This is a genomic window from Pseudomonas sp. SWRI18 (assembly GCF_014268345.1).
GTDB classification, from domain to species: Bacteria; Pseudomonadota; Gammaproteobacteria; order Pseudomonadales; family Pseudomonadaceae; genus Aquipseudomonas; species Aquipseudomonas cedrina.
In genome coordinates, this window is the sequence record NZ_JACCQQ010000006.1 from 131,575 (window position 1) to 145,743 (window position 14,169).

The window sequence follows — 14,169 nt, forward strand, 5'->3', positions numbered from 1 at the left end:
TTCCTTGCACATCAAGGCCTTGCCGGTTTTGGCACGAAACTCGCTCTGACATATGGCCAGATTCATTCCAAATAATAAAAAAGGTCGTGTCATGTCATTGACCCTGGAACATGTCTCCCGCGTTGTCGAAGGCCAAACCTGGATCGACGACGCCAACCTGCGTTTCGAAGCCGGTTCGTTCAACGTCCTGCTCGGCCGCACCCTGTCCGGCAAGACCAGCCTGATGCGCCTGATGGCCGGGCTGGACAAGCCCGACAGCGGCCGCATCCTGATGAACGGCGTGGATGTCACGCAAAAACCGGTGCGCCTGCGCAACGTGTCGATGGTGTATCAGCAGTTCATCAACTACCCCACCATGACCGTGTTCGAGAACATCGCCTCGCCGCTGCGCCAGGCCGGTGTGTCCAACGAACTGATACAGAGCAAGGTGCTGGAAACCGCCAGGATGCTGCGCATCGAGAAATTCCTGCAGCGCCACCCGCTGGAGCTCTCCGGCGGCCAGCAGCAACGCACGGCCATGGCCCGCGCGTTAGTCAAGGACGCCGAGCTGATCCTGTTCGATGAGCCACTGGTGAACCTGGACTACAAACTGCGCGAAGAGCTGCGTCAGGAAATGCGCGAGCTCTTTGCCGCGCGCCACACCATCGCCATCTACGCCACCACCGAGCCCAATGAAGCCCTGGCCCTCGGCGGCACCACCACTATCCTGCACGAAGGCCGGGTGATCCAGAGCGGCAAGGCCGCCGAGGTCTATCACCAGCCGCAGACCGTGCTGGCCGCCGAGCTGTTTTCCGAGCCGCCGATCAACCTGATGCCGGGGCGCATCAGCGGTAACGAAGTGAGTTTCGCCAATTTCGTGCACTTCCCCCTGAACGTCGACCTGCGCCCCATCGGCGAAGGCGAGTTCCGTTTCGGCGTACGCCCCAGCCATATCAGCCTGGTACCGAGCAACGACGACGACCTGGAGCTGGCGGTGACCGTGGAAGTCGCCGAGATCAGCGGCTCGGAAACCTTCCTGCATGTGCGCAGCGAGCACTTCCTGCTGGTGCTGCACTTGTCGGGGGTGCACGAATACGACGTCGACGCGCCGATCCGTGTGTATATCCCCACCCATAAACTGTTTGTGTTCGATGGTCAGGGCCGCTTGGTCCAGGCCCCCGGGCGCCGTGTTGCGAGGGTTGCCTGATGGCCGAGATCCATTTGCAGAACCTGGCGCATAGCTACAGCCCAGCGCCAAGTGGTCCTGAGGACTACGCCATTCGGGAAATGAACCACGTATGGGAGCAGGGCGGGGCCTACGCCTTGCTCGGGCCGTCGGGCTGCGGCAAGTCGACTTTGCTCAATATCATCTCCGGCCTGCTCAGCCCATCCGAAGGCCAGGTGCTATTCGACACCAAGGTGGTCAACGACCTCACCCCGGAAAAACGCAACATTGCCCAGGTGTTCCAGTTCCCGGTGGTGTACGACACCATGACGGTATTCGACAACCTGGCGTTCCCGCTGCGCAACCAGGGCATGGCCGAGGCGAAAATTCACAGCAAGGTGCAGGAAATCGCCGAAGTCCTCGACCTGCAAAGCCTGCTGAGCAAAAAGGCGCGCAACCTCACCGCCGATGAAAAACAGAAAGTCTCCATGGGCCGCGGCCTGGTGCGTGACGACGTCTCGGCGATCCTCTTCGACGAGCCGCTGACGGTGATCGACCCGCACCTCAAGTGGAAACTGCGGCGCAAGCTCAAGCAGATCCACGAGCAGTTCAACATCACCATGGTCTACGTGACCCACGATCAGTTGGAAGCCTCGACCTTCGCCGACAAGATCGCGGTGATGTACGGCGGCCAGATCGTACAGTTCGGCACGCCCCGTGAGTTGTTCGAGCGGCCGAGCCACACCTTTGTCGGCTATTTCATCGGCAGCCCTGGGATGAATCTGATCGAAGTGCAGGCCGAGGCGGGCGGGGTGCGTTTTGCCGGCACCCACCTGCCCTTGTCCGAAGCCTTGCAGCAACGCATTGCCAGCAGCGGTTATAAAAAACTGCAGGTCGGCATTCGCCCGGAATTTATCCATGTGTGGGACGAGCCCAATCCTGACGCCATGCAGGCCGAAGTCACGCACCTGGAAGACCTCGGCACCTACAAGATCATCACCCTCAACCTCGACGGCACGCCGTTGAAAGTGCGCCTGGCCGAAGACAAGCCGGTGCCCGAAGGCACGGCCTCCATCAGCTTTCCCGCGCAATGGTTGATGGTGTATGCCGACGATTACCTGCTGGAGGTGCTGCCATGAACAAGGTGCAGAACAACAAAGCCTGGTGGCTGGTACTGCCGGTGTTCCTGCTGGTGGCGTTCAGTGCGGTGATCCCGATGATGACCGTGGTCAACTACTCGGTGCAGGACATCTTCGACCAGTCCAGCCGCTACTTTGTCGGCGCCGACTGGTACAAGCAGGTGTTGCTCGATCCGCGCCTGCACGACTCGCTGCTGCGCCAGTTCATCTACTCGGCCTGCGTGCTGCTGATCGAAATCCCGCTGGGCATCGCCATCGCCCTGACCATGCCGACCAAAGGCCGCTGGTCGTCGCTGGTGTTGATCATCCTCGCCATTCCGCTGCTGATCCCATGGAACGTGGTGGGTACGATCTGGCAGATTTTCGGCCGCGCCGATATCGGCTTGCTCGGTTACAGCCTCAACGCCCTGGGCATCAGCTACAACTATGCAGCCAATACGGCGGACGCCTGGGTCACCGTGCTGGTGATGGATGTGTGGCACTGGACGTCACTGGTGGCGCTGTTGTGTTATTCGGGGCTGCGGGCGATTCCGGATGTGTACTACCAGGCGGCGCGGATCGATCGTGCATCCGCCTGGGCGGTGTTCCGGCATATCCAACTGCCGAAGATGAAGAGCGTGCTGCTGATCGCGGTGATGCTGCGGTTCATGGACAGCTTCATGATCTACACCGAGCCCTTCGTCCTCACGGGCGGCGGGCCGGGTAATGCGACCACGTTCCTCAGTCAGACGTTGACCCAGATGGCGGTAGGCCAATTCGACCTGGGCCCGGCTGCGGCGTTTTCCCTGGTGTACTTCCTGATCATTCTGTTGGTGTCCTGGCTGTTCTACACCGCCATGACCCACTCCGACGCCAACCGCTGAGGCCGCCAACATGAGCAAACGCAAGCTTATTCCGTTACTCATCTACATCCTGTTCCTGCTGGTGCCGATCTACTGGCTGCTGAACATGTCCTTCAAGAGCAACACCGAAATCCTTGGCGGGCTGACGCTGTTTCCGCAGCACTTCACGCTGGCCAACTACAAGGTGATCTTCACTGACCCGAGCTGGTACACCGGCTACCTCAACTCGCTGTACTACGTCAGCTTGAACACGGTGATCTCCCTGAGCGTGGCGCTGCCGGCGGCGTATGCGTTTTCGCGCTACCGCTTCCTTGGCGACAAGCACCTGTTCTTCTGGCTGCTGACCAACCGCATGGCACCTCCGGCCGTGTTTCTGCTGCCATTCTTCCAGCTGTATTCGTCCATCGGCCTGTTCGACACGCACATCGCCGTGGCCCTGGCGCACTGCCTGTTCAACGTGCCGTTGGCGGTGTGGATCCTGGAAGGCTTCATGTCGGGGGTGCCCAAGGAAATCGACGAAACCGCCTACATCGACGGCTACTCGTTTCCCAAGTTCTTTGTGAAGATATTTATTCCGTTGATCGGCTCCGGCATCGGTGTGACCGCGTTTTTCTGCTTTATGTTTTCCTGGGTCGAACTGCTGCTGGCGCGCACGCTGACCTCGGTCAACGCCAAGCCCATCGCGGCGGTGATGACGCGCACGGTCTCGGCGTCGGGTATTGATTGGGGCGTGCTGGCGGCGGCGGGGGTGTTGACTATCCTTCCCGGCATGCTGGTGATCTGGTTTGTTCGCAACCACGTGGCCAAGGGCTTTGCCCTGGGCCGGGTCTGAGGAGTCGATGATGGAATGGATGGCCTGGACCACCCCCACTGCGCTGTTCTTTGGCGGCATCGCCCTGATTCTGGCGGGCATGACCACCTGGGAGCTGCGCTCGCCGAGCATCCCTCGGCGCGGTTTTTTACCGATCAGCACCACCCGTGGTGATCGCCTGTTTATCGGTCTTCTCGGCAGCGCCTACCTGCATTTGCTGGTCATCGGCGTTACCGACTGGAGCATCTGGGTGGCGTCCGCGCTCTCCCTGGTATGGCTGTTGAGTGTGATGCGTTGGGGCTAGTGCCCTTATGAATAAACAACCAGGAGGTCTCTATGTTGAATAAGAACAATAAGCTGCGACATAGCATTTCATTGGCCGCCGTACTGGCCCTCAGCGGTTTGAGCGCCACGGCGTGGGCCGATGCGTATGAAGATGCCGCGAAAAAATGGATCGGCAGCGAGTTCAAACCGTCGACCCTGACGGCCGAACAGCAGTTGGAGGAGTTGAAGTGGTTTATCAAGGCCGCCGAACCCTTCCGTGGGATGAAGATCAACGTGGTGTCGGAAACCCTCACCACCCACGAGTACGAGTCCAAGGTGCTGGCCAAGGCCTTCAGCGAAATCACCGGGATCAAGCTGACCCACGACCTGCTGCAGGAAGGCGACGTGGTGGAGAAGCTGCAAACCCAGATGCAGTCCGACAAGAACATCTATGACGGCTGGGTCAACGACTCGGACCTGATCGGTACGCACTTTCGCTACGGCAAGACCGAATCCATCACCGACCTGATGGCCAACGAAGGCAAGAACTTCACCTCGCCGACCCTGGACCTCAAGGACTTTATCGGCCTGTCTTTTACCACCGCGCCGGACGGCAAGATCTACCAATTGCCCGACCAGCAGTTCGCCAACCTCTACTGGTTCCGCGCCGACTGGTTCGAACGCCCGGAGCTGAAAGCCAAGTTCAAGGAAAAATACGGCTACGACCTCGGCGTGCCGGTGAACTGGTCGGCCTATGAGGACATCGCCAAGTTCTTCAGCGAAGACGTCAAGGAAATCGACGGCAAACGCATCTACGGGCACATGGACTACGGCAAGAAAGATCCGTCCCTGGGCTGGCGCTTCACCGATGCGTGGTTCTCCATGGCCGGTGGCGGCGACAAAGGGCTGCCCAACGGTTTGCCGGTGGACGAGTGGGGCATTCGCGTGGAGGACTGCCACCCGGTCGGCTCCAGCGTGACCCGTGGCGGCGACACCAATGGCCCGGCGGCGGTATTTGCCACGCAGAAATATGTGGACTGGATGAAAGCCTACGCGCCACCGGAAGCGGCGGGCATGACCTTCTCCGAATCCGGCCCGGTGCCGTCCCAGGGCAATATCGCGCAGCAGATCTTCTGGTACACGGCGTTTACCGCCGACATGGTCAAGCCGGGCTTGCCGGTGGTGAATGCCGACGGCACGCCAAAATGGCGCATGGCGCCGTCGCCCGTCGGACCTTACTGGGAAAAGGGCATGAAGAAGGGCTATCAGGACGTAGGTTCCTGGACTTTCCTCAAGTCGACCCCCGAGAAACAGAAACTCGCGGCCTGGCTGTACGCGCAGTTCGTGACCTCCAAAACCGTCTCGCTGAAGAAGACCATCGTCGGCCTGACGCCGATTCGTGAGTCCGACATCAATTCCCAGGCCATGACCGACATGGCGCCCAAACTCGGTGGCCTGGTGGAGTTCTACCGCAGCCCGGCCCGGACCGAATGGTCGCCGACCGGCACCAACGTGCCGGACTACCCACGCCTGGCGCAACTGTGGTGGAGCAACATCGCCGCCGCCGCCAGCGGCGAGAAAACCCCGCAGCAGGCCCTGGACAACCTGGCCAAGGAACAGGACGCGATCATGACGCGCCTGGAACGCTCCAAGGTGCAACCGGTGTGCGGCCCGAAAATGAACCCCGAGCGTGACGCGCAATACTGGTTCGACCAGCCGGGCGCGCCAAAACCGAAACTGGCGAACGAGAAGCCCAAGGGCGAGACCGTGAACTACAACGACCTGCTCAAATCGTGGGAGGCGGCGCGCAAGTAATTTGCATTGAAGCAAGAAAAAACGGCACTCCGGTGCCGTTTTTTTTCGCTTTAAATAACATTTCAAGAGGCTTGCCGCGTGGTGACCTGCAGAATAATCAACTGGCCTGCTGCGATTTAATTGTGGGAGCGGCGGTGCGACGATTCGACTTGCTCCGCGTTTCGCCAGCTCAATACCTGTCGGCTGTGAAGCTGTCCGGAAGTCCGCTCCCTCGCCTGTGGCAACCCCTACCCATTGCCACTGATCTACAGCTTCGCAACCCCGATTGAATTTTTTGCGCACTTCAAGGCTCTTCACTCTAGAAGCGTGTGGTTGAGCGCTCTTGCGTGGCCTCCTTGTGGTGGGGCCTGGTGTATCGGACTTTGCGGAAACTGCCCTATGACTCTTTTCACAGCGCTGTCAGGCCAACCGGCCTCCATCTCCCACGCGGGGCCCGGCCATTATCAACGGCTGTACCAGCAGCTCTATGGCGAGGCCCAAGGTGCGCAAGAGGCTGCACGGGATTTTTTGCAGGCGCAGTTGGCCCAGGTCGAGGATGCGCCCAACGAGCTGCCGGACGAGCCCGAGCAACTGCACGCCTGGGTTGAGCAGCGGTGTACCGAGGTGGCCCAGGCGTATGCCGAGTACCTGGAACAACGCCAGCAGGGCCGGCCACGCCGTTACTTCCATAACAAGGCGCATGCGTTGTATGTATTGCAACGTGTGGCGCCGACCAAGCAAGTCGATGGCGCCTGGCTCTACGGCCTGTTGCGCTATTGGCAGGACCCGCGTTTCGACGGCTTGCTCACCACCTACCTCGAAGAGCTGGGCGACGGCGAAGCCGCGCAAAATCATGTGGTGATCTACCGCAAGTTGCTCAACCAGCACGATGCCGACAGCGATGCAGGCCTGGAAGACCCGCATTACCTGCAAGGCGCGTTGCAAATGGCGTTGGGCCTGTGCGGCGAAGAGTTCCTGCCGGAGGTGATCGGCTACAACCTGGGCTACGAGCAATTGCCGCTGCACCTGTTGATCACCTCATACGAGCTGAGCGAGCTGGGCATCGACCCGTATTACTTCACGCTGCATGTGACCATCGACAACGCCAGCAGCGGCCATGCGTGCAAGGCCGCGCAGTCGGTGCTCAACCTGCTGCCGCTGGGCGAGGGCAGGGCGGATTTCTATCGCCGCGTGGCTCAAGGCTATCGCCTTAATGATCTGGGGCCGGGTACCACCGCCATCATCAAGGATTTCAATTTGCAGGATGAACTGGTCGCCCTGCTGGAGCGCAAGCGCTCCTACGGCCAGCACATGCATTCCGATTACTGCCGCTTCGAAGGCAAGACGGTCAACCAATGGCTGGCCCAGCCGGGCCAGATCGGCGCCTTTCTCCAGGCCCTCGAAGACAAAGGCTGGATCAGGCGCAATCAGGACCCGGCCGAGAGTCGCTTCTGGCAATTGATCGAGGGCGCGGGCGCCGCCATGTTCGGGGTGTTCAGCGGCTATGAGAAACAGGTGCTGCATGACTGGATCGCGGGTGACTGGATCAGCGACCGACGCGTGCCGCCCGCTCGTCCGGGCCGTGGCAAAAGCTTACCCCAGGACCCGCACCCACCGGCCGATCCGGACACCCAGGCGCTGGTGGACTCGTTGCGCGGCTTGCCGGATGAACAACAACTCCAAACGCTGATTGCGTGGATGTCCGCCCGCCGTCATTGCACCCCGGCCGGGCTGTACGCCACGCGCCGCTTTATCCAATTGCGCGCGCGCCTGCGCTAAGGAATGTCGTTCATGTCTGCACAACAACTGGCCGATCGCGCCTTGATCAATCTGGGCCGGGGCCTCAAGGAGAACGGCTACCGGTTCATCACGCCGACGCCCTTGACCCACGAGCGCGTCTTCGGGCGCCAGGCTTCACCGTTGGCGAACGACCTGCGCGACGTGTTTGGATGGTCGATGTCCTTTGATGCCGACCTGCTGCCGGCGGCGTTGCGCGAGGAACTGCTGCAAGCCGATGTCGTTGAAAAACACGATTCGCTGTGGCGCAGCGCAGTGCGCTGGTCGAGCCTGGAAGATCTGTTGTTCGCACATTCGGCCTACCCGACCACGCAGTCGGATGCGGTGTTTTTCGGGCCGGACAGCTATCGGTTCGCCCAAGTGATCGAAGCGCATCTGCAGCAGCGCTTCGAGCCCGTGCGCCGCGCGGTGGATATCGGCTGTGGTGCCGGTGTCGGTGCGCTGGTCATCGCCCGTGCGCGGCACGACGCCCAGGTGCTGGCGGTGGATATAAACCCCCGCGCCCTGCGCATGACCGCAGTCAACGCCGAGCTGGCCGGGCTGAGCAACGTTATGGCCTATCACAGCGACGTGCTGGCGAGCGTGGAAGGCGAGTTCGACCTGATCGTGGCGAATCCGCCGTACATGAATGACGACCGCCAACGCGCCTATCGTCATGGCGGCGGGGCCCTGGGTGAACAGTTGTCCGTGCGTATCGTCAGCGAAGCCCTGGGCCGCTTGGCCTTGGGGGGCAGCCTGGTGCTGTACACCGGTGTGGCGATTGTCGCGGGAGAAGATCCCTTCCTGGCGGCGGTCAAGCCACTGGTCGGCAGCGATGCCTTCGGCTGGACCTACCGTGAGCTTGACCCCGACGTGTTTGGTGAAGAGCTGGCTAAACCCGGCTACGAACGCGTGGAAAGGATTGCCGTCGTCGCGCTCACCGTCACGCGCCTGCGCTGACGGTCATGCTCACGTTTGGCATTGAAGAGGAGTACTTCATTACCGACCTGAGCACACGCAGGATGCTCAGCCAACCGGCAAGGGAGGTGGTGGCGGCCTGTCGCAGTGCCATTGGAACAGGCTTTGCCTACGAGATGTTCCAGGGCCAGATCGAGGCGGCCTCGCCGGTGTTCCGCACCCGCCGCGAGGCCGCGGATTACCTGGGCACGGTGCGCCATAACCTGGCACGGTCCCTGGGCGAGTTTGGACTGGGCATCGTGTGCGCCGGCAGCCATCCGCTGGCGGCGTGGCGTGAGCAAGTGCCGACGGACCGCGTTCATTTCCAGCGGTTGTTCGAGGACACCCAGCGCGTAGCACGACGCAGCGTGCTCTGCGGATTGCACGTGCATGTCGAGGTGCCCGCCACGGTCGACCGTATCGCGGTGATGAATCAGGTTTCGCCCTGGTTGCCGTTATTGCTGCTGCTCAGTTGCTCTTCGCCGTTCTGGGAGGGTTCGCCCACGGGCTTCATGAGCTATCGCCAGACCGCCTGCGATGAATGGCCGCGCATGGGCGTGCCGGAGCATTTTGCCGATTGGGCCGACTACCAGCGCTACCTGGCGTTGCTCCAGCGCATTGGCGCGATCAAGGCCGATGGCAACGGGTGGTGGGGCGTGCGTCCGTCGGCGCGCTATCCAACCCTGGAGCTGCGCATCACTGATGCATGCCCAAAGCTTACGGATGCGTTGGCGCTGGCAACCTTGTTTCGCGTGATGGTCACGCATGCCTGTGCGCTGGATTGTCCAGGCGCACTATTCAGCGCCGAGCGCCGCTGGCTGCTCCATGAAAACCGCTGGCAGGCCAAGCGCTACGGCGCGGCCGGCACCTTCGCCCTGGACGACCTGGGTACCCTCGGCAGCGCCGAACGGTGGTTGCAAGGCGCCCGGCTGGAATTCGCAGCCACGGCCGACGCCTTGGGCGAACCGCAGCTGTTCGACGACCTGCACCGGTTGCTGCTGTCCGGCAACAGCGCGGTCGACCAACTGCGTGGCTACGCTTGCGCCCGCGCCGCCGGAGCAGATGAACTGAGCAGTGTGCAAAGCGTTGTCGATAGGTTGCTGGCCCAGAGTCGCAGTGACCATTGATCGGTTGCCCGCCACACCAACGGAACGCTGGCGAATACAGGGCCCCTTAATAATTGATCCCTTCAATCTGGAGTGCAGAGCATGCGAGCGATGACCTTCCAAGGCGCGCACAAAGTGCAGGTCGATACGGTACCTGATCCCATCATCGAGCAACCCGACGACATCATCCTGCGCGTGACCGCCACCGCCATCTGCGGCTCGGATTTGCACCTGTATCGGGGCAAGATTCCGACGGTTGAGCACGGTGATATCTTCGGCCACGAGTTCATGGGCATCGTCGAAGAAACCGGCCCGGCGGTCACGGCGGTGCAGCGCGGCGACCGCGTGGTGATCCCTTTCGTGATTGCCTGTGGCGACTGCTTTTTCTGTCAGATGCAGTTGTTTGCCGCCTGCGAAACCACCAACGACGGGCGCGGTGCGATCCTCAACAAAAAGGCGATTCCACCGGGTGCGGCGCTGTTCGGCTACAGCCGCCTGTATGGCGGCATTCCCGGTGGCCAGGCCGAACTGGTGCGTGTGCCGAAGGCCAACGCCGGGCCGTTCAAAGTGCCCGGTACGCTGGCGGACGACAAGGTATTGTTTCTCACCGACATCCTGCCCACCGCCTGGCAGGCTGTCATCAACGCGGGCATCGAAAAAGGCTCCAGCGTCGCGATCTACGGCGCCGGCCCGGTCGGCCTGTTGAGTGCCGCCTGTGCGCAGATGTTAGGCGCTGAGCAGATCTTCATGGTCGACGACCATCCCTATCGGCTGGCCTATGCGCAAAAAATGTATGGGGTGATTCCGATCAATTTCGAGGAAGACGATGACCCGGCCGACACCATTATCCGCCAGACACGCGGCATGCGGGGTGTCGACGGGGTGGTGGATGCCGTTGGTTTCGAGGCCAAGGGCAGCACCACTGAAACCATCCTCACCACCCTCAAGATCGAAGGCAGCAGCGGCAAGGCCTTGCGCCAATGCATCGCCGCCGTGCGCCGCGGCGGGGTGGTGAGCGTGGCCGGGGTGTACGCCGGGTTTATCCACGGCTTTATGTTCGGCGACGCCTTTGACAAGGGCCTGACCTTCAAGATGGGCCAGACCCATGTGCATCGCTTTCTGCCGGAACTGCTGGAGCATATCGAACTGGGGCACCTGAACCCCGAGGCGATCATCACCCATCGCCTGTCCCTGGAGCAGGCGGCACGCGGCTATGAGCTGTTCGACAAGGCCGAAGAGGACTGCCGCAAGGTGATCCTGCTGCCGGGGATGAGCGACCGGCCGTTGACCGAGCCGCTGGAAGAGGAGCTTACACCTGAGTTGCGCATGCAGGGCGTGCCTGGCTTATAAGCCGAACGCAATGCCTACTATCGGTCTGCTCGCCCGATTCAAATTGTAGTGAGCGGGCTTGCCCCGCGCCGGGTGGCGAAGCCGCCCTAATGCAGTCGCCGCGATTTACGGACGAAACCGAGTCGCCTGGTTTGGGGCGGCTTCGCCACCCAGCGCGGGGCAAGCCCGCTCACTACAATCAGGGCAGTGAATCAGGCCGCAGCTTGCGGCTGAATCTGCAACTGGCCTTCCACATCCTTGACCAACCCACTGGCCAGGAACAGCGGCGCAATGCGGTTATGCAGTTGCGGCTCGACAAACGCCTTTACGGTATCCAGCACCAACACGCCGCTGAGCGGCAACTCGGCCTTGGCGTACGACAACCACGCCTTCTTCAGCATCGCCAACACATCGCTTCCTGCCGTGGAGGCGAAACGACGGTGGGCGGGTTTGCCATGAAAGGTGAAGTTGTGCTGGTAGGCGTAGCCGCTTTCATCGCCCTTGCTGGCGATGCAGCGGATGCAGGTACACGGGCCGTCACCGAAAGCACTGCGCAGGTAGGCGTTGAAGTCCATCACGGGCTTGAGTGACAGGCGCTTATCGACCTCGAACAAGTCCCCGGTCATTTTTTCGTCAGTGTCCAACGTCCATTCCTCACTGTGTGCGGTCAGTCAAAGGGCGGCACCTTACCAGCCAGCCGCCCGTTTGTGGGCTATTAGCATAACAATAGATCCAGATAGTCTTTTCCCGTCTTGAAAATCGTGGCTACCCTCGATAACCCGAACGTCAAAACCCTCGCGGACTTCAGCGAAAAGGACCGCAGCGCCGTGCCCGCCCCGGGAGCTGGCTTGCCTGCGATAGCCATAGGTACCTACACAACTTTGGCTCGACGCTGAAAACTCAGCGAACGGGCTGTTGTGGCGAGCGGGCTTGTCCCGCGTTGGGCTGCGAAGCAGCCCCCGTAAGCAGAATGCGGTGTATCAGACATTCCGCAGAGGCTGATTTTAGGGCCGCTTCGCAGCCCCGCGCGGGACAAGCCCGCTCACTACAAAGATGTGTAGATACCTATGCTGCGATCCGACAAGCCAGCTCCCACAATTGGATTTGCTGCGTGTCAGTGATATCAGCGAAAAAACTCCCCCGGCGTCGCATCGAACTGCTGGCGAAACGCATTGATAAACGCCGACGTCGATTCATACCCACACCCCAACGCCACATCGGTCACGCGTTCGCCTTGCTCCAAAGCGGGCAGGGCGTTCAGCAGTCGCAGGCGCTGGCGCCACGCCCGGAACGTCAGCCCGGTATCACTGAAAAACAACCGGCTGAGCGTCTTCTCGCTCACCCCCAGCTTCTGGCTCCATTGCCCCAAGGTCGTCTGCTGCTCCGGGCGCTGGTTCAGGCTGCGATAGATCTGCCGCAAACGCGGGTCCAACGGCAGCGGTAGCATCAGGTCGACCTGTGGCGCCGCCGCCAACTGATCCAGGACCACTTGGGCCAGGCGCCCATCCGGCCCATCCTTGGCATACTCCACCGGCAACTCGCTGAAACTGCGGATCAACTCGCGCAGCAAGCTGCTCACCTCCAACACATGACAGCGTTCCACCGCCCAGGCCGTGACGCTGCAGTCGAGGTACAGGCTGCGCATTTCCGTGTGGGGCGAGCTGAAGACGCGGTGCGGCATGCCCGCCGGAATCCAGACGGCCCGCTGCGGCGGCGCCACGAAGCGGCCGACACTGGTCTGGATCTCCAGCACCCCGGAAATGGCGTACGACAATTGCACCCATGGGTGGCTGTGCCGGCGGGTCAGCGCACGGTTCGGCAGGGATTCGGTGCGCCCATACACCGGTCGTGGCAGGCTGGAAAGCCCGGGCACACTGCGGCGGACGGTTTTTTCATGTCCTTTAGGCGGCATTTACTGGCTCTTTGGCGTTAGTCGGTAACAAGCCATTACGTTAGAGTCGCCGTGACGCTCTTGGCAACCCCGGAAGATGCTGCTTATGACTCGCCCCCGTTTCCTGCCCGACAACTTCACCCTGACGCTGATCGCCACGGTGATCCTCGCCTCCCTGCTGCCCGCCAGCGGCCAGACCGCCGTGGCGTTCGGTTGGGTCACCAACCTGGCGATCGCGCTGCTGTTTTTCCTGCACGGCGCCAAGCTGTCGCGCCAGGCCATCGTAGCCGGCGCCGGCCATTGGCGTCTGCACCTGCTGGTGTTCAGCCTGACCTTCGTCTTGTTTCCGCTGCTGGGCCTGGCGCTCAAGCCGGTGCTCTCGCCGCTGATCGGCAAAGACCTGTACATGGGCATGCTCTACCTCTGCGCGTTGCCGGCCACGGTGCAATCGGCGATTGCCTTCACCTCGCTGGCGCGCGGCAACATCCCGGCGGCGATTTGCAGCGCGGCGGCGTCGAGCCTGTTCGGGATTTTCCTGACCCCGTTGTTGGTGACCTTGCTGATGAATGTTCACGGTGAAGGCGGTTCAACCGTCGACGCCATCCTCAAAATCAGCGTGCAACTGCTGCTTCCATTTGTCGCAGGGCAAATTGCCCGGCGCTGGATCGGCGCATGGGTGGGGCGCAATAAATCCTGGCTGAAATTCGTCGACCAGGGTTCGATCCTGCTGGTGGTCTACGGTGCGTTCAGCCAAGCGGTGAACGAAGGTATCTGGCAGCAGATTCCACTCTGGGAACTGGGCGGCCTGGTGGTGGCCTGCTGCGTGTTGCTGGCCTTGGTGCTGGTGGCTGCGACCTTGCTGGGCAAGGCTTTTGGCTTCAATCAGGAAGACCGCATCACCATCCTGTTCTGTGGTTCGAAGAAAAGCCTGGCGACTGGTGTGCCGATGGCTCAGGTGTTGTTTGCCGCCTCGACCATGGGCGTCTTGATCCTGCCGTTGATGTTGTTTCACCAGATCCAGTTGATGGTGTGCGCGGCGCTGGCCCAGCGTTACGCCAAGCGACCGGAATCGATCCCGGAGCTGATGGCGCAAGTCGATCCTTGAGGCGGCGTGTT

Annotated in this window: 13 protein-coding genes; 11 read left to right on the forward strand and 2 right to left on the reverse strand. The window is 61.5% G+C overall.

All coding sequences use genetic code 11. From position 1 onward, the window contains the following. Positions 1-91 precede the first annotated feature (91 nt). The 10 genes from H0Z09_RS09395 (at position 92) to H0Z09_RS09440 (ending at position 11,183) form a co-directional block, all read left to right on the forward strand. The gene (locus H0Z09_RS09395; RefSeq protein WP_076950731.1) at positions 92-1,186 is read left to right on the forward strand and encodes an ABC transporter ATP-binding protein; all 1,095 of its coding nucleotides are present in this window, start codon (positions 92-94) and stop codon (positions 1,184-1,186) included. Next, positions 1,186-2,283 carry an ABC transporter ATP-binding protein gene (locus H0Z09_RS09400; RefSeq protein WP_186689907.1) on the forward strand — a complete coding sequence of 366 codons (1,098 nt, stop codon included), beginning with the start codon at positions 1,186-1,188 and terminating at the stop codon, positions 2,281-2,283. The genes H0Z09_RS09395 and H0Z09_RS09400 overlap by 1 nt, the downstream gene beginning before the upstream one ends. Beyond that, positions 2,280-3,146, forward strand: coding sequence for a sugar ABC transporter permease (locus H0Z09_RS09405; protein WP_017735078.1), 867 nt, complete (start codon positions 2,280-2,282; stop codon positions 3,144-3,146). Before H0Z09_RS09400 ends, H0Z09_RS09405 begins: the two co-directional genes overlap by 4 nt. Positions 3,147-3,156: 10 nt before the next feature. Beyond that, on the forward strand, positions 3,157-3,957 hold the full coding sequence (locus tag H0Z09_RS09410; protein ID WP_076950728.1) for a carbohydrate ABC transporter permease: 801 nt from the start codon (positions 3,157-3,159) through the stop codon (positions 3,955-3,957). A gap of 10 nt (positions 3,958-3,967) precedes the next feature. Then, the gene (locus H0Z09_RS09415; RefSeq protein WP_003232363.1) at positions 3,968-4,240 is read left to right on the forward strand and encodes a DUF2160 domain-containing protein; all 273 of its coding nucleotides are present in this window, start codon (positions 3,968-3,970) and stop codon (positions 4,238-4,240) included. 32 nt (positions 4,241-4,272) lie between these two features. Further along, positions 4,273-6,015 carry an ABC transporter substrate-binding protein gene (locus H0Z09_RS09420; protein WP_186689909.1) on the forward strand — a complete coding sequence of 581 codons (1,743 nt, stop codon included), beginning with the start codon at positions 4,273-4,275 and terminating at the stop codon, positions 6,013-6,015. A 378-nt stretch (positions 6,016-6,393) separates the two neighbouring features. Beyond that, the gene (locus tag H0Z09_RS09425; RefSeq protein ID WP_186689911.1) at positions 6,394-7,773 is read left to right on the forward strand and encodes an iron-containing redox enzyme family protein; all 1,380 of its coding nucleotides are present in this window, start codon (positions 6,394-6,396) and stop codon (positions 7,771-7,773) included. Between the two features lie 12 nt (positions 7,774-7,785). Continuing rightward, on the forward strand, positions 7,786-8,730 hold the full coding sequence (locus H0Z09_RS09430) for a class I SAM-dependent methyltransferase (protein ID WP_186689913.1): 945 nt from the start codon (positions 7,786-7,788) through the stop codon (positions 8,728-8,730). A gap of 5 nt (positions 8,731-8,735) precedes the next feature. Continuing rightward, entirely contained in the window at positions 8,736-9,854 is a 1,119-nt protein-coding gene (locus tag H0Z09_RS09435; RefSeq protein ID WP_186689915.1) for a carboxylate-amine ligase, read from the forward strand. An 81-nt stretch (positions 9,855-9,935) separates the two neighbouring features. Then, on the forward strand, positions 9,936-11,183 hold the full coding sequence (locus tag H0Z09_RS09440; protein ID WP_076950722.1) for a zinc-dependent alcohol dehydrogenase: 1,248 nt from the start codon (positions 9,936-9,938) through the stop codon (positions 11,181-11,183). Between the two features lie 191 nt (positions 11,184-11,374). On the opposite strand, the gene H0Z09_RS09445 is transcribed toward H0Z09_RS09440, so the two are convergent. Both H0Z09_RS09445 and H0Z09_RS09450 read right to left on the reverse strand, forming a co-directional pair. Further along, positions 11,375-11,806 carry a hypothetical protein gene (locus H0Z09_RS09445; protein WP_186689918.1) on the reverse strand — a complete coding sequence of 144 codons (432 nt, stop codon included), beginning with the start codon at positions 11,804-11,806 and terminating at the stop codon, positions 11,375-11,377. A gap of 479 nt (positions 11,807-12,285) precedes the next feature. Continuing rightward, positions 12,286-13,074 carry a helix-turn-helix transcriptional regulator gene (locus tag H0Z09_RS09450; protein ID WP_186689920.1) on the reverse strand — a complete coding sequence of 263 codons (789 nt, stop codon included), beginning with the start codon at positions 13,072-13,074 and terminating at the stop codon, positions 12,286-12,288. A gap of 85 nt (positions 13,075-13,159) precedes the next feature. Between H0Z09_RS09450 and H0Z09_RS09455 the strand changes: the two genes are divergently transcribed. Beyond that, a complete protein-coding gene (locus tag H0Z09_RS09455) occupies positions 13,160-14,158 on the forward strand; it encodes a bile acid:sodium symporter family protein (RefSeq protein ID WP_076950718.1) in 999 nt (332 codons plus the stop codon). The last annotated feature ends 11 nt before the right edge of the window (positions 14,159-14,169 follow it).